Consider the following 18745-nt stretch of genomic DNA (forward strand, 5'->3'; position numbering starts at 1 on the left):
CGCCCTACTGGTCCAACCCCGCCATCAAGACGTACTTCACCTCGACATACTCCTCGATCCCGTAATAGCTGCCTTCGCGGCCGTAGCCCGAGTGCTTGATGCCTCCAAATGGAATCGATGCGGTGCCTACCGAGCCCGAGTTCAAGATCACCATGCCGGCTTCGATGTTCCTGGACAGCCGAAACGAACGCGCCAAATCGCGCGTGAAAGCGTACGCCACCAATCCATATTCAGAATGGTTGGCGCGCGCGACGACATCGTCTTCGGTGTGGAACCGATACACCGCAAATACCGGCCCGAAGATTTCGGTATGCGCGACGCGCATGTCATCGGTCAGGCCGACCAACACCGTCGGCTCGTAGAACAGCCCGCCTCTCGAATGGGGCTTCCCCCCCAGCACCACCTGCGCGCCGGCGCGTTTGGCGTCATCGACGAGTTCGGCCACCTTATCGATGCCCATCTGGTTGATCAGCGGCCCTACAACGAACTCCTCCTGCATGCCTTGGTCGACCCGGACGCGGGCAACTTTCTCGGCAACCGCCGCGACAAAACGGTCGTGGATGGCATCCTGCACATAGATGCGATTGGGCGAAATGCAGACCTGGCCTGAATTTCGCAGTTTCGCAGCGACCAGGCTGGTGGCCGCATCTTCGATGCTGGCGTCGTCGAAGACGATGAAGGGAGCATTGCCACCCAGTTCCAGCGTCATCTTCTTCAGATCGTTGCCGCAAGCGGTAGCCAGCATTTTGCCAACGGCGGTAGAGCCGGTGAACGAGATCTTGCGGATACGCGACTCGCCGGTGAACAGCTCGCCGATCTCTTTCGGATTGCCGGTCACCATCTCGAACACGCCCTCCGGGATGCCGGCCTTACGCGCGTACTCCAGCATTTTGTACGCCGTCAACGGCGTCAGTTCGGACGGTTTGATGATCATGGTGCAACCGGCCGCCAGCGCAGTGGCGATCTTGCGGGCGATCATCATGAATGGGAAATTCCACGGCGTAATGGCCGCGGTCGGGCCGGCAGGCTCCTTGAACACAAGGACTTCGGCGCCGGCGGCGTGCGACGGAACCGTGTCGCCGTACACGCGCTTGGCTTCTTCGGCATACCATTCGATGAAACCCAGTCCGTAGTCGATTTCGCCCAAGGCTTCGGACAGGCATTTGCCGTTTTCCCTGACCATGATCTCGGCGAACACGCGCTTGTCTGCGCGGATCAGTTCAAACCAGCGGCGCAGCAGGTCGCCGCGCTCCTTGGCAAGTTTGCGAGACCACAGAGGGAAGGCGTTGCAGGTCCGATCAATGGCGGCCTGGACATCGGCTGCGCCAAGTTCGGGCGCTTCGCCTACAACGGCGCCGTCAGCGGGGTTGAGTACTTTGATCATGGTAGGTGTCGTCCTGTCGGGTTGAGGGATGCCTGAGGCATGGATGTAATGCTAGGATTCCCGACGAGATAGTTCGATGGCCTCAAGTCTTTGTTTATTGCCTAAAACTATTTGGCTGAATATTCATGGACCATTCATGGCAATCTGTTCACCCTGTACCCCGATCAGACCAACACCATGTCCGAACGCCCCGAACCCGATGACCCGCTGGCCTCCGTGCGCCAACAGATGGCCCGTCTGCTTGGCGGGCTGGCGCCCACCGAGGGCTACAACCTGACGGTGCTGGAAGACGTGCGGCTGCTGCGCTCCAACCGCCCGCTGAAGTCCGTTCCCGTGCTGTACGACCCCGGTATCGTGATCGTGTGCCAGGGCACGAAGCGGGGCTTTTTCGGCGGGCAGACCTACCTGTACGATGCGCAGCAATGCTTGGTCGTATCGGTGCCGGTGCCTTTCACGATGGAAACGGACGCAAGCGAAGCCGAGCCGTTGCTGGCCCTATACATGCATCTGGACTTCAAACTGGCGGCCGACCTCATGCTGCAAATCGATCAGTTGGGCGGTTTTGTGGCGGCCGAGCCGAAAGGCATGATCTCCAGCCCCATGGATCCGCCATTGACTGATTCCGTGTTGCGCCTGTTGCAAGCACTTGGCCAGCCTATGGAAGCGCAGATCCTGGGGCCGGCTCTGGTGCGCGAAATCTATTTTCGTATCCTGACCGGGGCACAGGGGCCGGCGATGCGGGCGGCTCTGGCCATGCAGGGCCAGTTCGGCAAAGTGGTCCGGGCATTGCGCCGTATTCACGCCGCGTTCAAGGAAGACCTGACCGTGGATCAGCTGGCGCGGGAAGCCGGCATGAGCGTGCCGGCGTTCCACGTCCATTTCAAAGCCGTTACCAGCACTTCGCCCATGCAGTATCTGAAATCCACGCGCCTACACCATGCGCGGCTGCTGATGGTGCGCAACTCAATAACGGCCGCCGCAGCCAGCGCCGACGTCGGTTATGAAAGCCCATCCCAGTTCAGCAGGGAGTTCAAACGCCTGTTCGGGCGCAGCCCGGTCGAAGAGGTGAACCGGATGCGGGCGGACTTTGCCGTGCCACCGCCCTTTGCCGCCTCGGCGTACGTCTCGTCACACTGAAGGTGTCGAAGTTCATTGAAGGTGGAAACTCGACGCCATTCAAATCAGAAGGTTAGCGAGAGTTGGTTCATCCACTTTGGTCGGCGTGGTTCATTGAACCTGACAGGCGATGGTTTTCTTCCCGTCCATGAGGTCACGCGAGCTTCGCTAGTAAGCCTTCGATCGTCGTTTCGGTATTGGCGATTGCGGCCTTTGCCGCATCGGGGCCGAACACCGTGCCTTCGACACGCACCACCTCAACGTCAGTCAGGCCGATGAAACCGAGCAAGTGCAGCAGATAGTTGGTTTGAAAATCGAACGGTGCCCAGACACCTTCCGAGAACACGCCGCCAGCAGCGGTCACGAGATAGACCTTCTTGCCGACCAGCAGTCCTTTCGGGCCGGTATCGCCGTAGCCGAAAGTGACGCCTGGCCAAGTGACATGATCGAACCATGCCTTGAGTTGTGAGGACGGCCCGAAGTTGATCATGCCCGAACCCAGCACGATCACATCGGCGGCCTTCAATTCATCCACGAGCTCTTGGGCGAGCTTCACGGCCTGGACCTGTTCCGGCGTGCGCGCTTCAGGCGAAGCGATGCGGCCTTGCATATAGGCGGGCGCGATGTGAGGCGGTGGATTCGCGGCCAGATCGCGCACTATCAGCGAGCCGCCCAAGCGCTCCTGTATGCCCTCGGCGATATGGGTGGCGAAGCGAGTGGACAGGCTCTCAGCGCCACGCGGGCTGGAAGTGACAAGCAGGGTACGGTTCATAACAATCCTAGGTATAAAAGGAGAACCAGATTAACTATTTAGCCTAAATTACCGATTCATACGAAGGATGGTATGGTCACTCCCGTCCCCCCACAAGAAGGCACACGCATGTCACTGAGTCACATCGATCCACCTGCCGATATGCCTGCTCCTGACGCGGGTGGCTGCCTGGCGACCCGTAAAATCCTGGATCGCATTGGCGACAAATGGACGCTCTACATCGTCGCTACGCTGGCTAAAGGCCCGCATCGCTTCAACGAATTGAAGCGAGGCATCGATGGCATTTCCCAGCGGATGCTGACGCTGACCTTGCGCGGACTGGAACGCGACGGACTGATAACGCGAACGATGTATCCGAGCATTCCTCCGCGCGTCGATTACGAACTCACCGAGATGGGACGAACACTGTTGAAGCCGGTCATGGCGCTGGTCAACTGGGCGAACGAAAACCAGTTCGCCATTGCGCAGGCGCAAGAACGTTTTGACGAGAAGCCAGAGTCAGATCAGGTGATGGTTCAGGGCGTTATCTACGTACGTCGATAAGCGAATCTCAGGCGATTCAGGGACGCCGGGCGGGCAGATCCCCGGTCGATCGGGAAGGTTCCCAATGAATCAAACGTAGTAGCTTGAAAATGCATGCCCCTGACTTGAGATCAACCAAGATTGAATACCGCTCTGGTTAGCTCTCGTCGTTAGGCCGTCCTTGCGTTGCCTCGGCAGTGCGCGCGTTTCGATCTTTGCGGGGCGAGAACGAACTGCCAGACATGCCGCAACATTCGCTGGGTTCGCAGCCGCCTTTTCAGTTTTTCCCGCAGACTGCAGCAGATGCCAACACAAGCTCGCCCAGTACCTTATCAAGCTCGATATCGCCGTGGGCTATACCATCAACGGGCCCTTCGAATTCGATCCAACCTTCGTTGAATCCATCCAGCATGCGCATCCGTGGCAGCGGATATTTCATGCCCTGTGAGCGGAACAATGCGTCCCAAGTCTGCCTGTCGACGACCTCGGCGCGGACAGGGCGATCAAGCACGCGAGCGAAAGTCGACGCGAGATCGTTGGGCGATACCCGGCGCGGGCCTTCGAGTTCGACAATGCGTACGCCGTCCCACGTCTGTTGGAGAAGTTCGGCCGCCATGCGTCCGACGTCTGCGGTAGCAACCATCGGCACGGGCTTGTCGAGCGGCAGCAGGTAACTGGCGATCGCGCCATCGTCGCGCGCGGACGCGACGTCCCATGCCGCGTTTTCCATGAACCAGGCCGGCCGCAGGAATGTCACCGGCATTGGCATCTTGCGTAGTGCCTGCTCCATCAACGTGCGCTGAGTGAGCAAATTGCTTTCCTGCGCTTGGGCTCCGATCGTCGACAGGCAAACCACCTTTTCGGGCCTTGCCTTCTCAATCGCCTTCGACACGGCGTCGATCACCGCCTGCGCCTCGGGAAATCCAGGCTCCGGATCGAACTCCGAAGGGGGCAGGATAAATGCACCTTTTGCGCCTTCGAACGCGGCGGTGAGCGACGCAGCGTCTTCCATGCGAGCTATCGCGATTTCACAGCCGAGCTCTGCCCACGGACCTGCTCGTGCTACGTCGCGCAATACGGCACGCACCGGTTGACCTGCCGCGAGAAGTCGGCTGGCAACCGCGCCGCCGACCTTGCCCGTGATTCCTGTAATCGCAAACATTGCTCGTTCTCCTTACATGGGTAAATAAAGTGGCGCCGCACCAAAGCAGTGGCCGCCATGCGATCAAGCGCATTGCAGATCGTCGTAAAGCGCTCGCTCGAACTGACCGTAGAGATTCACCACGCGGGCATCGTAGAAAGGCAGCATCTGTGTAAAAGGCGACCCTGCGACGCACTTGACGGGATCCATTCTGCTGAAGTGCCGATAAAAACAAAATGGCAGGGATAGCATTAAATAAGTGACACTAAATCACTAATTAGGCATGCTTGAAATCTGCGTGCGTCATGGCCGTCCGGTGCGATGATGCTGTGCTGACCTCAAGTCGAACACTTGTGATTCTTCATCCGTAGTACGAGCTCAACCATGAAATACAGTAGCGAGAAGCTGTCCGGCGGCATCGGCGTGTTCGCCGCGGTAGTCGATGCAAAGACATTTGCTGCCGCCTCGGAAGTGCTAGGAATGTCGCCACCAGGCGTCAGCCGGGCGATTGCGAGGCTGGAAGAGAAATTGAAGATCCGGCTCTTCAACCGAACGACACGCTCCGTCTCCCTGACAGAAGAAGGCCGCCGATTCTACGAGCAGGTCATGCCCCACCTTGCAGGGCTGGAGGAAGCAGCCGCTGCCGCTGCCGGAGGGGCGTCGGCGGTGCGCGGCAAGCTCAGAGTCAATCTGGATCCCGTTTTCTACCGGATCATTCTGGGGCAGCGGCTCAATGAGTTCATGGACGCGCACCCGGAGCTTGAAATCGAGTTCATCGCGCGAGACAGTCTGGGTGACCTCGTCATGGACGGCTTCGACCTGGCGCTACGGTTCGGCGAGCCCAAGACATCCACCCTGATCGCGCGAAAACTGCTGGATAGCGGCATCGTGACGGTCGCCGCGCCGTCGTATATCGCCCGTTGGGGACGCCCCGCCAAACCGGAAGAGCTTGAAAGCGGCAACCACAGATGTCTTGAATTTCGTAATCCGGAGACCGGCAAACCGTTTCCCTGGGAATTTCATCGCAGGCGAAAACGCATTCTGGTCGACACCCAAGGTCGTCTCACGGTCAACGATCCCAGCGCGCTTCTCAATGCCTGCCTCGCCGGCTTTGGGGTTGCACAGATGCTGGTTCTTGGCGCCGAGCATCTTATTGCCGAAGGGCGATTGGTCAATCTGTTTCCGGAATGGACAGACGAGCGATATCCCTTTTATGCCTACTACCCATCGCGGCATCACATGCCGGCAAAGACCAGGGCTTTCCTGGACTTTGTTATCGCGCTGACCAGTCAGAAAAAGCGCGTCGGCACGAGCTAGTTGCAGCGAGTTGGCAAGGCGAGGTAACTCGGCCAGCTAACTGGTATAAGCGGTCTTGCACGTTCAGGTCACGAAAGTCAGTCGTTGGCCGGGAGCAGTCGTTGACCAAGGAACCAACTCGCCCCCCTACCGTCGCCGATATTTCTACGCGAACGGCTCCTATGCAGTGAGAAACGTCTCTCGACCAATGCCGCCAACCCGCAGTCGACGCGCCATGGAGCGTGCTGATCCAGGCCAGCGGGCTGGCCGGCATGGATCCGCAGGTGGCGCTGGAAAGCGCGCTGGAACAGGCGTTGGAGGCAGGCTCGATCAGCGATTGCGCGGTGGCGACCAGCTTGTCCGACGCGCAGAAATTCTGGCGGCTGCGAGAGTGCATTCCGGAACTGTTGACGGAACTCAAGTCCACGGTGAATTTCGACTGTGGCCTGCCCTGGACTGAAATGTCGGGCTTCGTGACCGAGGCCGAGGCCGCGCTGAAACAGAAATACCCGGATGCGACGCACTTGTTCCTGGGACATCTGGGCGACAACAACGTCCACATCCTGACCGGGCCGCACGACGCAGGCGAATGGCTGGGCGTGGAAGAGCTCGTGTACAGCGCGTTGCGCGGCCGGCAAGGAACCATCAGCGCTGAACACGGCATCGGCTTCCTGAAAAAGCCATTCCTGGGCTACACCCGCAGCGACGGTGAAATCGCATTGTTGAAGCGCATCAAACGTGCGCTGGATCCGAACAACACGCTGAACCCCGGTCGTATCGTCGATTGACCGTGGGTGGGCTGGGTGCGATCTGGGCAATGCGCGACGCCTTGACTGTGGCTGGCAGAGAGAAGCGCGTGATGGGTGGCTCAGCCAGATTTTGGCGCTGGGCGTAACGCTCCTGCCGGAGTGAAATTGCTCTATTGTCGGCGCAGGGAACGCTCCATATGATTCGCCAATGCGGTCAATTGCAAGGAGTCTGGCTATGGACCGGTTTTCTTTCGCAACAGTCACATGCGCATTGGCGACCGCTCTGTCGCCGATTAGCGCGACCTCTGCTGACTGCGCTGGAAACGCCGTATCTGGCCTGGGTGGGGTGAGCCGCGCCTGGGTAATGTCGGATGGAGGAATCGCCGCGTTCGCGAAAATGAACATCAACATTGACGGCTACAACCGTGCGTATCATCCGCAAAACGCTGCGGGAGGAGCACTAATTCACTTGTGCAACGCCGGAAAGGTTTATTTGGCTGATGGAACTTCGTATCACGGTTCCGAGAGCAACAGCACCTGCACGGGGCGCTTCATGTCGGATGTGGCACGTATCGGCGCTGCGGGCTGGAAAGATCCTTCAATCGGTGCAGTCAACTGGTACGGAATCTTGGGAACCGAGTCGGTGAGAGTGGCTGGACGCACCGTGACCTCTGTTGTGCCCGTCGTTCAAACCGATGGATCCGGGTTCTATGTCTCGCCGACAGCGCTCGCTGATTTCGCCATCACCGACAAGGCCAATCAGTCGCGCTATGTCAATGCTTTGCGCGTCCCGGCAGCGGTGGTGCCTGAGAGTGTGCTGTCCCGTGGCATCACGATGGGAGGCTTCGGCGTTGCCTATGACCCGGACAAAAAGATTGCGGTTCCATTCGTAATCGGAGATGCGGGCCCCCGGATAGGCGAAGGTAGCGTTGCGCTCGCGCGCTTGGTGGCCGGGCACCCCCTCAAGGATGAAATCTCCAGGAACGAGCGCTTCGTAGGCCAGGTCGACAGACCGAACATTCTTTGGATCTTCTTCAAAACGCCCAGCGAGAAGTACGACAGTAAGAACGAAGCAGCGACGATTGCGAAAGCGAATGCAGCCTTTAGTGCATGGGGCGGCAACGAGCGCCTCACTGCTTGCGCAAGGGCGGTTCCTCGCAATTGAACGAGGGTCTCCGGTGCTCTCACCACGCGCTTCAGTTGCGCGAAAGGCAGCCATGCTGCACGTGGGTCACCTGAAACTGCACCACAGAACCTCAGCCGCAGCGCTTGGCAAGCCCTTTCCTCCCCGCGTTACTATCGCGAAACCACAAGCCGCAAGGAAGGGAATGAACCAGAAGCCGCGCACAACCGAACGCCGCCAGATTCCGCGCAAGGCCTGGGCCTTGGGTCTGGCCATCGCCGCAGTCGCCGGGTTTTATGCCTGGAAGGCGTCCCCGCTGGGTCCAGGCCTGACCGAAAGCAAGATACATAAGATCCTGGTCGACGCCATGGCGACGCCCACCAATGCGCCCGACAGCGCCTGCGTCAACGTGGTGGGTGTGCGGCCCTTGCCGACCGATGTCTACACCGCCTTCCTGGAAGATCAGGACAAGATCGTGCAAGGGCTGATCAAACACCAGCTCATCACGGTCAAGCGCGTCAGCGCCGACGGCGACGGATCACCGCCAAAACCCAATGAGAAACCCGAGGACGCCTCCAGCCACATGGCGCTGACCGAAAAAGGCCGCGCGTACTACACGGACGGCGAGGCACGCATCGGTTCGGATCTGGTCTATACCGCGAAGTTCTGCGCCCCTGGCTTGCAGGTCGGCAAGATCCTCGACTACTCCAAGCCGGGCAAGAATCCATTCGACGACAACCCCAACGAGGTCACTGCGGTGAAGTTCGAATGGCGGCTGGATCGCGCCACCGCGGATTGGGCGGCGGACCCCGTCTTCTATCCCCAGATAAGCGGCTTTCCCTCGAAGGATCAGCCGGACGAGTGGCACACCCGGCACATCATGCTGGAACGGAAAGACGGCGTGTGGGGGCTGGGGGACCGGCCGTATACGATCCGCTGGTAAGCAGGCTGGCGCTGGCGAATGCGGGCGCTTAAAGCCCGAAGGGGTCATGCCCGTTCACGAGTCCATCGTTCGCCAGAGCGCCCACATGCTCAACATCACCAGCGCTGCTCGCCCACCTACCTCAATGCACCTGATCCGACCCTGCCGGCTGCAAATGCCCCAGGCCATTCCAATCCGGGTCTTTGAACACGCTCAGCTTGACCGGATAAACCGGATGTCCCGCCAGGCAAGCATTGAACGCATCCAGAAACCCATCCACGTCATGGGTGTAGAAGCGCCATTCCTTCTGATGATTGCCCGTCAGGCAAGCCACTTGTACGCCGACGTCAGAATTCTCGAAGCCCTTCTCAATAGCCTCTTCGAACGCATTGGTAAGCTGCTTGTCTTCTTCATTGGGCATGCCGGACTCTATGCCTTCATAGGCCCAGGTAATGATGATCAGGTTGTCATTGGCCTGTCGATCCGCCACAGGCGGCAGCCCGGTACGAAAACGCACGATGACGGACAAATCGTTGATGCGGGCTTCGCCCACTGCCCACATATCACCGGGAAAAATACTGCTCATTGCATGACTTCCTATTCAGAACCGAACCGAGGAGTTCGGCATTTACCATTGAGATGACCGCGCCGTTCGCAGCCGGGCTGCCCATCGATCAATCCCGCACCCTTAACGACTCTTCGTGATCACTGCGCTCATGTACGTATTCAGATCCCGAAAATCCTGAACCGTCCACGTATGCGGCGCCAGCTTCACGCCATTCTCCCGCAAAGTTCGGGGAATCAGATCGCCATTGGGACGCAGGATCACGGACGAGACGATGACGCCGGGATAATCGTTGAGCCGCTTCTTGAAGGCGGCGGTAGTCAGGTCGGGGGTAGGAGGGTTGCTTTTCTTAGCCAAGGGCCCCGTCGCTTTGAGATCCGCCCCATGGCACATCGCGCAGCGTTGCGTGTAGAGGTTCTTCCCGTTGACGTTTTGCGCGAAGGATAGCGACGCGTGCGTCAGCGCCACGAATCCCAGCGCAGCGACGCATGATGCTCGTACTTTCATTTGGCCTTCTTGTATCAATCAGATCATTATCGACAGCAGAATCGGACGGCGACGCGCCGGGTATCGGGATCGACGGCATGCTCGGCTTCAATAATGTCTGCCTCGCCCGCGAACGGTGATCACTGCCGCGCGCATTATGGCAGAGCGCGCGGCGCCACCGCCATCATGCCGCCCGCAAAAAGATCGACCGCCGAATGGCGGTCGATTTGCTATTCAACACCCTGCGCCATCAAGCGACCGAGACCCCGCCGCCCTGCCCCGCGTCTATCTCCTGCTGCGCCGGCGCATCCACGATCTCATGAATGAACGCCGCGACCCGGGCGATCACCTGCCGCTGCTCTCGGTCCATCGCCATGCCACGATCGCCATCACCCAGCACTTGTAAACACACATTCGTATTACGGGCTCGTCGCACGACGTCCAGGACTCCGGACAAAGAGGCGACGTCGTCCTGCCGGGCGTGCAACACCAGGCACGGTGCGCGCAGGTTGTGCATGCGGCGCAATACCGACGTTGCCAGCTTGCGCATCTCAAGCGCTGACCCCCAGGAGTCGCCCGTACTGCCCTCGCCCGCATGTTGCGGCGACAAGACGTTGCCGCGCAACGTCGCATCCTTGATGCGTAGCGGCGCTCGCTCCCGGGACAGGCCCAAGCCCAGAATACGCAGCACGGGTCGCAGAATCGCCAGACGGGCAGCGCGCGGCATGTCAGTTCGTCCATGCCGGAACGCGGGCGACAGCGCCAGTACGCCGGCCACGTGCAGCGGACGTTCCTGCGCCAGCGCCAACGCCAGGACGGCGCCGGCGGACAGCCCGCCCACGATCAACCGGTCGACCCGGCTGGCCAGCACATCCGCCCCGCGCCGCACGCTGGCCAGCCAATCCAGCCAGCCAGGCTTCGCAAGGTCAGGCAGCGTGCCGCTATGGCCGGCCAAGCTGACCGCCAGCACCGTATAGCCCTCCAGGTGCAGACCACGCGCCAGCACGCTCATTTCCTGGGGCGTGCTGGTCAGGCCGTGAACCAGCAGAATGCCCGTTCGGCCCCGGGCGCCCTCCCCGACGAACAGGACGTCATGGTCCAGGATCTCCAGCGGTTCGATTCTTTCTGCCGGCCTCGCCGGTGGAGCGTTCGATAAAGGCGTGCCTGCAATAGCCTTACCCATCACATCGACTTCGCGCGGTCCCGTTTGCGCACATACCAGAAGATCCGCGCCCGCAAGACCACCAGCGGCCAAGACCTTCGGGCGGGTCGCCAGCAAGGACAGGCCCGGCTGAGAGGCCCCGCCCGGCTCCATTGCCAGCCGATACGCCTCCAGCGTGCGAAGCATCTTTTCTTTCAGGCGGAAATGCGCATCCGCAAACGCCCTGGCGTGATTGACGATGGCCTGCGCCGCAGCGGGTTGGTTTCGGATTTGCAGGATGCAATCGACATAAGCGGCGACGTCGCCCGGCGCGGCCAGCCAGCCGGTGTGCCCGGGTTTGACGATCTCCGGCAGCCCGCCCACGTCGCTGGCCACGACGGGCCGGCGCATGGCGAACGACTCAGGCACCACGCGCGACCAGGCTTCCGCCGCCGAGGGCACCAGCATCACGTCGGCCGCGTGGATCATGTCGGGCACGTCCGAGCGGTGCCCGGCGAACACCACGTGTTCCGAGATGCCCAGCTCCACCGCCAGGCGGTAAAGCTCGTAGGCATAGGCTTTGGTGGCGGGCGTAGCCATGCCCACGACCAGGCCCACGGCGGGTACGCCGAGAGCGCGCAGGCGCTGCACCACGCGCAGAAGATCGGCCTGGCCTTTCTCCGGGCGCAGCATGCCGACTGTGGCGACGACATAGGCCTCTTCGGCGTCGGGCAGCCCCAAAGCATGCCGGATGCGCAGGACTGCGTCGGGTTCGTCGGCCGGCCGGAAGAATTCGTCGCCCGCCCACTCGCCCACCACGCTGATACGCGATTCGGCGACCAGCCGCGCGGCCAGCAGTTCCTGTTTGCCGACACTGCTGGTCGCAATGACGTGGTCGCAGCCGATGTTCCATTCCAGCCGGCGGCGCGGCGACGTGCGCATGGGTTTGGCGAAATGGCGTGTCCGCACCACTGCGCACAAGTCGCGACAGAGCGCGGCGGTCTTGCCGTCGGCGCGGCTATGGCTGTCCACGACCTGGATGCGCATCGCCTTGATGGCGCGGCGCAGCGCCAGGATGGTTGATGGCGAATACGCCTGCTTGAAGTCGATATCCACGGTGGTCAGCTGGCGCTCGCGCGCGGCGCGGCTGACGGCACTGTCCGAGGGAGACGCAATGGCCACTTCATGGCCGTGGCGTTGCAACCAACTGGCCTGCTCCAGCGTGCGGAATTCCAATCCGCCCAGGCTGGGTTCAGCCAGCGTATGCAGTATGCGCATGATGTTCCATGACTTGACGACAGGCGCCCAGCACCTCGTCAGGGGTGATCGAATTGATGCCGTCTTCAAGCCGGCGCGGCACGACGTAGGCCGAACCCGGCCGTTGCCAGAACCACTCGGGATTCTGTTCGTTGAAAACCCCTACGTAGGGCACCCCCGCGCCTTGCGCGACATGCGACGGCCCGCAGTCATTGGCCACCACCAGGCGCGAGCGCAGCATGATGGCGCTCAGTTCCGCAATCGGCCGGCAGAACGCGACGGCAAAGTCGGGCCGCTGCATGGCCTGCAAGGCCTCGCGTTCCGCCGCCTCTTTGGGACCCAGCACAAAGAGGAACCGGGTGCCCTCGCCCATCTCGCGCTTGAGCCGGTCGGCCAACTGCAAGTAATTCGCAAGGCTCCAGCGTTTGAACGCGCCCGACCCGCCACCGGGAATCAGCACTACGTCGGCGCTTTGCACGGTTTGCAGATGCGGACGCGCCAGCGCCCGGAAACAGGCAAGCGTCGCGCGTTCGGGATCGCAGGGGCGGTACGAGGCCAACAAGCGCAGGTTGGCTTGCCCGATATATTCAGCGATGTTCTTGCGGTGGTGATGCGTCCAGATCAGATCGCTGATCCGGGCATTACGAAAACCCAGCCGCACGGGCGGCAGTCGCAGCATATTGACCAAACCAAAACGCTCGCTGCTGTGATGCAGGCTGACGGATATCTGCGTTTCTTTTTTCAGGCTGCGCACATAATCCCCGAAAGACGAAGCGCGTACAAACTCGTCGACCCAGGGTAGCGCCCGATAAAAACCACCGACGTCGTCGCGGGCCACCACATTGATTTTCTGCGTCGGCCACCATGCCTTGAGCTGATACAGCGTTGGCATGGCGACGATCTGGTCCCCAAGTTGCGGCTGGCTTCTGACATAGACAACGATTTCCGACACGTACGGCCTCCCAAGATTATGTTGCGGTCGATTGACCACTGAGGGGAAATGTATAGGGTCAGGCACGCCCAATTTCTTGGATCTCTTTAAAAAATGTAAAGAAAAATACGATCGCGCTTTAAATAACTACACAAATAGCTCATTAATCCACGCAATTGCTTTCCAATTACCAAACTGTCATGCCGTCAGCGCAATCGCGCGCAGACTATTTCACTGATCAATATCCGCTCTATTCAGAATTTTCTGAAAATGCTATGCACCATCGTCGATTCATGAGGCACAAGATTTAAATGGCGTTTGACCCTTGCTGGGCCTGACGCATCATGCGCATCGCCACCGTAGACACCGCCGCCACCAGCGCCTCACCGGAATCCGAATTGCTCATGACCAGCACGGCCAGCTTGTCCTGCGGCGCAAGCACCCACCGAGCATGAAACGCTTCCGTCGCGCCGCTGTGCACGCGCACCGCCGACGCGCTCAACACGGTGTCGCCGCACGGCGCGCCCAACCACGACAAGGCGAATCGGCAATCCAGGTCCAGCCCATTGCCCGCCACCGTTTCCAGGCCAAGCAGCATCTGCGCGGAACGATCCGTCAGCACCTGCTTGCCGCCATAGGCCCCGCCCGCGAACAACATGCTGGAAAAGCGCGCCAACTCGGACGCGCTCATCCACAAGCCGTCCGCCGCCTCGTTGGGCTGCGGCGCTTCGGTCCAGGCCTGGCCGCGCCGATAGCCCAGGGCGCGCAGCTCCAGCATGCGTTCGTGCGGCTGAAAGCCCGCGCGGGGAATGTTTGTGGGTTGAAGAATCGTGCTGCGCACGAAGGCATCGAAGGGTTCCTTGGCCACATGTGCAACCATGTCCCCCAGCAAGCCATACGCCATGTCGGCGCGTGCGCGGCCCATCGTGTCTTCAAGCGTGGCGGGATGCAGGTTCAGCAGATTGCGGGCGGTATAGGGCTGCGCGCCAAGCCACTGCATGGCGTTGCGACGCGGTTCAACGTGCCAGTCCGGCAAGGCCTGCGCGGCCGATTCGTCCAGCCCAAGCCGCCCCTCGTCGGCGGCGCGCAGCACGCCCGCCGCCGTGACGAGCTTGCTGATGGCGCCTACGCGATACAGCGTGTCGCCGGAGGCGCTGCGATGCCGCGACGCGTCAGCGTAGCCAAAGCCGGTGCTCCAGACGATGCGCTGGTCCTCCACAATGGCAATCGACACCGCCGGCACCTTGGCCGCGCCCATGTCGTAGGGAATACGCTGCGCCAGGTATTCCACGACCGCTGCGTAGTCTCCCTTGCCGATCGTGGCCGGCGCGGCGGGCGGCAGGCTCTGGCAACCGCCTGCGGCAAGCAACAACGATCCGATGGCGGCCAGGCGGCTGAGAGAAAACATGGATAGCGGCAAACCTTGTGTAAAGGGATTGCCGCGATGCTAGCCGTGCGCGTAGCCAGAATCTTTCGTGCTTTGTAGGGAGTTTGTGAAGATTCGGCGCGCGATTTGTGAAGATTCTTAAAGCCGGGCGACAGAGATCGATTCAGGCATGGCCCGTGGATAGCGCGGGCGCCCCCAAGTCGATCAGGCCGCGTTCCAGCGGATCTCGAAGCGCGCGCCGCCCAGCGCGCTGTCGGACACGGCTGCCGCGCCGTTGTGCCAGCGGGCCACGCGGCTGACGATGGCCAGGCCCAGCCCGGTGCCGCCCGTGACGCGCGCCCGGCTTTCATCCAGCCGGATGAAGGGCTCGAAAATCCGCTCGCGATCAGCGCCCGGCACGCCCGGCCCGTCGTCGTCCACCGTCAGCACATACTCGTGCGGAGCCGGGCTCGTCAGCGCCACCTGCACCCGTCCACCCGCGTGCCGGATCGCGTTCTGAAGCAGGTTGAGCAAGGCGCGGGTCATGTATCGCGGATGCAGCCGGACCTCGCCCGGATCGCATTGCGACACCTGACACTGCACGCCCAGCTGCTCGGCCTCGTAGGCCGCATGCTGCACCACGGATTCAAGCCAGCCGCGCGCGTCCTGCGCCTGTAGCGGAATGTCGTCGCTCTTGTGTTCCAGCCGCGCGTACATCAGCAATTCCGACGCCATGCTGTCCAGCTCGGCGACATCGCTTTTCATTTCTTCGACAAGACGCCTGCGTGCTGCCGGGTCGGTCTCGCGGTCGATCATGTCCAGCTCGAACGACAGCCGTGCAATCGGCGTGCGCAGCTCGTGCGACACGGCGTTGGTCAGTTCGTGCTGATTGCTGATCAGCGCAGCGATGCGATCGGACATCTGGTTGAACGTGTCACCCAACCCCCGGATGCTGGAATAGCGCGACAGCCGCGCCCGCGCCTGCAAGTCGCCATGGCCCATGCGCTGCGCGGCAGTCTTCAGCGCTTCCAGATCGCGCCAGATCGGCAACGCCCACACCAGCATGAAGGCGCCTAACAGCAGAGCCAAGGCCGAGTAGATGACGACGATCATCCAGGTGGTGACGGGCGGTTCGGGCGGCATCTGGACCATCAGCCATTGCGCGCCCGGCCCGGGTATGGCCGAGACAAAGCGCATCAGCTTGTCGCGCACGATGAAGCCGCCCGCCTCGACGGTGCGCCGCTCATCGTCGGTCAGCGCGAAATCCGGTGCGTTGTAGTCGGCGGGATCCAATACCTGCAAAACCAGGCCGTAATGCGGCGCCAGCGTGTCGCGCACGTAGGCGCGACGCGCCTCGGGCGCGACATCGGTCAATTCCTGCTTCAAGCTGTGCAACTGTCCACGCACCGCCTCGCGCGTGTAGTTCACGTTTACCGACTCGAAGAAGTAGTTCGCCGTCCGATCGACCACCTCGTTCGACAGCACAAAGCCTACGGCCAGCACCACGAAGAGCCGCAGGACGAACCTAAGCATCCGCGCCCTCGTGCGCCTTGGGCGAGAACAGATAGCCCTTGCCCCAGATAGTCTTGATGCGGGCGGGGTCGCGCGGATCGTCATCCAGTTTGCGGCGCAGCTTGCTGACGCAGACATCCACGCTGCGATCCAGGCCATTGAACTCGATGCCGCGCACGGCGTTGAGCAGATCGTCGCGCGTCAACACCTGGCCCGCCTGGCTCGCCAGCGCCCAGAGCATTTCGAATTCCATGGTCGTCAGGTCGACCTCGACCCCCGCATGCCTGACCGAGCGCGTGTGGCGGTCGATCGACAGCGGACCGAACTCCAGCTGATCCGCCTGCTCCTGCCCCTTGTTATGACGGCGCAACAACGCGCGGATGCGCGCCAGCAGCACACGCGGTTCCACGGGTTTGATGACGTAATCGTCCGCGCCGGACTCCAGCCCCAGAATCTGGTCCAGATCATCTTCGCGCGCGGTCAGCATCAGGATGGGCGCGGACGAAAACGCCCGCAGGTCGCGGCACACTTGCAGGCCATCACGGCCCGGCAGCATCAGATCCAGAATGGTGATGGCCGGGTCGTGACGCCGAAACGCTTCCACCGCGTGATCCCCGCGATAAGCCTGGGCGACATTGAAACCGTGTTGTTCCAGAAACTGCGCGATCAGGCGCGAGAGCTTCGGATCGTCTTCAACTAACAAGGCCTTGGTCATGGTGTCCAGCTGTCGTAATACCGGGGAAGCGCAATCATTCCTTCGGCTTTCCTCCGAGTCAATCAAAAAAATGCGGTCCCAATCGCGTGCTGCACCGCGTGGGACAGCGGGATGGGTTCGCTATCCGGCACAACCTTCGGCCATTTGCTGCGCCCGACGTGCCTGTTTGTCCGCATACATAAGCTGGTCAGCCTGCTTGAGTGCGTCTTGCAGCGAGCTGACGGCGGGGTCCACGCTGACAATGCCAAAGCTTGCACCTCGATAATCGAAACGCCAGTCGACCAGGTCATAGGTACCGATCAGCGGCAGCGCAAGCCGGCTGCGTATCTCGTCGACGGCCCTTTGCGGATCGTCCGGCGAGGACGGCGTCGCGAGCCCAACCACAACGAACTCGTCGCCGCCCCACCGACCCAGCATATCGCCCGCACGCAGACTGGCCGACATGCGCCGGCCGACCTCAATCAAGAATCTGTCGCCGGCCTCATGGCCATAGGTGTCGTTGATCGGCTTGAATCCATCCAGGTCGATAAATGCCACCAGCACCCATTGCTGCGTCCGCTTCGCCAACGCGAACAAGCGTTCCAATTCGTTCAATACCGCGCGTCGATTCGGCAGCCCGGTCAGCGCGTCATAGTTGGCCGCATACCGTTCATCCTGCCGGCGCATCACCATCTGGCTGGCCAAGTGGCCGGATAGCACGATCAGGATCAAGCCGAACACCCCGATCAGCCCCGCCACCCAAAAATGCTGTCTGCGCATGGGCGCCAGGTGATCCAGCGTCGCCAAGGTAAGCAACTGATATTGCGTACCCGACAAGGGCTGCTGCCGCAGCAGATAGAGCCTGCCGTCAATGAGCCACTGGTCGGCATGCTCTGCGCCGCTTGCCGCGCGCACATCCATGGGCTCGCCCGGCTCTTCTTCGCCGTCCGGCGCCAATACCGTACCTGGCGCAAGAAGCGCGGCAACGTTGCGGAGCATGAACGGCTCGGACGACGCCGTGATCACGCGCCCCTGGCGGTTCACGATCAACGCAATATGACGCCCCGTCAGATAAAGCGCCACCTCTGGCGCGTCAAACTTGACCGTGACCGAGCCCAGCGGCATGTCGTTTGCGTCCTCGATGCGACTGGCCACGAAATAAGACGGGGATTTATTCAGACGAGCAATACCGAACGACTGTCCGAGACCGGTGCGCAACGCGTCAATCAGGTACGGCCGGCCCGAATAGATCATGCCGACGATACTGTCGGGTTCGGCCCAATTACTGGCCGTCACGGTGTCGTCCGACATATTGTTCATGTAGATGCGGGCGTAACGCAGATCAGTGGCCAGTGCGTTCATGACGTCGCCGACCCGGCGTACCAAGGGATCGCGCGCAAACTGCGCAGCACGCTCCTGCCGAGTCAGCTCGGCGGCGCCAGGCTGGTCCGTGCGATAACGAATGGCAAGCTCGATCACCAGACTCTGCCGCGCCACCATATTGGCCACGCTGACCATCTCGGTGAACAACCGGTCCATGACGCGCGCGGTCGTTGTCGTCTCGTACTCTGCGCTGGCCGCCTGTCTGGCCAACTGCGCCGTCACGATCCCCTGCGAAATCCACCAGCCCAGGCCGGCCACCAGAGCCAGCCAGACGACGGCCGCACCCAGGGTCATCCGGCGCACGGCGCGCCGCAATTGTTGTTCACCCCTGCCTTGCTCGCCCAACACGTCGTTCCCCTCACGGACCAAACGTCTAAAACAATTT

The 18745-nt window shown here is 61.3% G+C and carries 16 protein-coding genes and 1 pseudogene; 6 read left to right on the top strand and 11 right to left on the bottom strand.

Translation table 11 applies throughout. The features are described 5' to 3' along the window. Positions 1-4: 4 nt before the first annotated feature. Positions 5-1384 carry an NAD-dependent succinate-semialdehyde dehydrogenase gene (locus tag API01S_RS20065; RefSeq protein ID WP_061305948.1) on the bottom strand — a complete coding sequence of 460 codons (1380 nt, stop codon included), beginning with the start codon at positions 1382-1384 and terminating at the stop codon, positions 5-7. A gap of 177 nt (positions 1385-1561) precedes the next feature. On the opposite strand from API01S_RS20065, the gene API01S_RS20070 reads away from it, so the two are divergent. After that, positions 1562-2521 carry an AraC family transcriptional regulator gene (locus API01S_RS20070; protein ID WP_039884535.1) on the top strand — a complete coding sequence of 320 codons (960 nt, stop codon included), beginning with the start codon at positions 1562-1564 and terminating at the stop codon, positions 2519-2521. Positions 2522-2654: 133 nt separating this feature from the next. Here the strand turns inward: API01S_RS20070 and API01S_RS20075 are convergent, their stop codons facing one another. Then, on the bottom strand, positions 2655-3272 hold the full coding sequence (locus tag API01S_RS20075; protein ID WP_061305950.1) for an FMN-dependent NADH-azoreductase: 618 nt from the start codon (positions 3270-3272) through the stop codon (positions 2655-2657). A 108-nt stretch (positions 3273-3380) separates the two neighbouring features. On the opposite strand from API01S_RS20075, the gene API01S_RS20080 reads away from it, so the two are divergent. Further along, positions 3381-3815 (top strand): winged helix-turn-helix transcriptional regulator, encoded by a 435-nt coding sequence (locus API01S_RS20080; protein WP_006221592.1) that lies wholly within the window; start codon positions 3381-3383, stop codon positions 3813-3815. A gap of 256 nt (positions 3816-4071) precedes the next feature. Here the strand turns inward: API01S_RS20080 and API01S_RS20085 are convergent, their stop codons facing one another. Further along, on the bottom strand, positions 4072-4956 hold the full coding sequence (locus tag API01S_RS20085; RefSeq protein ID WP_061305952.1) for an NmrA family NAD(P)-binding protein: 885 nt from the start codon (positions 4954-4956) through the stop codon (positions 4072-4074). A 363-nt stretch (positions 4957-5319) separates the two neighbouring features. On the opposite strand from API01S_RS20085, the gene API01S_RS20090 reads away from it, so the two are divergent. The 4 genes and pseudogenes from API01S_RS20090 to API01S_RS20105 all read left to right on the top strand — a co-directional run bounded on the left by API01S_RS20090 (position 5320) and on the right by API01S_RS20105 (position 9046). Further along, positions 5320-6252, top strand: coding sequence for a LysR family transcriptional regulator (locus API01S_RS20090; RefSeq protein ID WP_006221588.1), 933 nt, complete (start codon positions 5320-5322; stop codon positions 6250-6252). Positions 6253-6458: 206 nt separating this feature from the next. Further along, positions 6459-7019 (top strand): annotated as a pseudogene (locus tag API01S_RS20095) (FAD-linked oxidase C-terminal domain-containing protein); the annotation flags it as partial. A gap of 196 nt (positions 7020-7215) precedes the next feature. Beyond that, positions 7216-8145, top strand: a complete 930-nt coding sequence (locus tag API01S_RS20100) for a hypothetical protein (RefSeq protein ID WP_061305954.1) — start codon at positions 7216-7218, stop codon at positions 8143-8145. A 163-nt stretch (positions 8146-8308) separates the two neighbouring features. Beyond that, positions 8309-9046, top strand: a complete 738-nt coding sequence (locus tag API01S_RS20105; RefSeq protein WP_061305956.1) for a hypothetical protein — start codon at positions 8309-8311, stop codon at positions 9044-9046. Between the two features lie 121 nt (positions 9047-9167). Here API01S_RS20105 and API01S_RS20110 read toward each other — a convergent pair whose 3' ends face one another. The 8 genes from API01S_RS20110 to API01S_RS20145 all read right to left on the bottom strand — a co-directional run bounded on the left by API01S_RS20110 (position 9168) and on the right by API01S_RS20145 (position 18654). Next, positions 9168-9611, bottom strand: a complete 444-nt coding sequence (locus API01S_RS20110; protein WP_061305957.1) for a DUF695 domain-containing protein — start codon at positions 9609-9611, stop codon at positions 9168-9170. Between the two features lie 102 nt (positions 9612-9713). Next, positions 9714-10097: a c-type cytochrome gene (locus API01S_RS20115; RefSeq protein WP_039883193.1), complete on the bottom strand. Its 384-nt coding sequence runs from the start codon at positions 10095-10097 to the stop codon at positions 9714-9716. A gap of 229 nt (positions 10098-10326) precedes the next feature. After that, on the bottom strand, positions 10327-12495 hold the full coding sequence (locus tag API01S_RS28885) for a glycosyltransferase (protein WP_084802467.1): 2169 nt from the start codon (positions 12493-12495) through the stop codon (positions 10327-10329). Next, positions 12470-13426 (bottom strand): glycosyltransferase family 9 protein, encoded by a 957-nt coding sequence (locus API01S_RS20125; RefSeq protein ID WP_061305959.1) that lies wholly within the window; start codon positions 13424-13426, stop codon positions 12470-12472. Before API01S_RS20125 ends, API01S_RS28885 begins: the two co-directional genes overlap by 26 nt. A gap of 286 nt (positions 13427-13712) precedes the next feature. Continuing rightward, on the bottom strand, positions 13713-14813 hold the full coding sequence (locus API01S_RS20130) for a serine hydrolase domain-containing protein (protein ID WP_061305961.1): 1101 nt from the start codon (positions 14811-14813) through the stop codon (positions 13713-13715). Positions 14814-14996: 183 nt separating this feature from the next. Next, positions 14997-16304, bottom strand: coding sequence for an ATP-binding protein (locus API01S_RS20135; protein ID WP_061305964.1), 1308 nt, complete (start codon positions 16302-16304; stop codon positions 14997-14999). After that, on the bottom strand, positions 16297-16998 hold the full coding sequence (locus tag API01S_RS20140; RefSeq protein ID WP_006219239.1) for a response regulator: 702 nt from the start codon (positions 16996-16998) through the stop codon (positions 16297-16299). The genes API01S_RS20135 and API01S_RS20140 overlap by 8 nt, the downstream gene beginning before the upstream one ends. A 120-nt stretch (positions 16999-17118) precedes the next feature. Beyond that, on the bottom strand, positions 17119-18654 hold the full coding sequence (locus API01S_RS20145) for a sensor domain-containing diguanylate cyclase (protein WP_254598589.1): 1536 nt from the start codon (positions 18652-18654) through the stop codon (positions 17119-17121). Positions 18655-18745 lie beyond the last annotated feature (91 nt).

Source organism: Achromobacter piechaudii NBRC 102461 (assembly GCF_001571245.1).
Taxonomy (GTDB): domain Bacteria; phylum Pseudomonadota; class Gammaproteobacteria; order Burkholderiales; family Burkholderiaceae_B; genus Achromobacter; species Achromobacter piechaudii.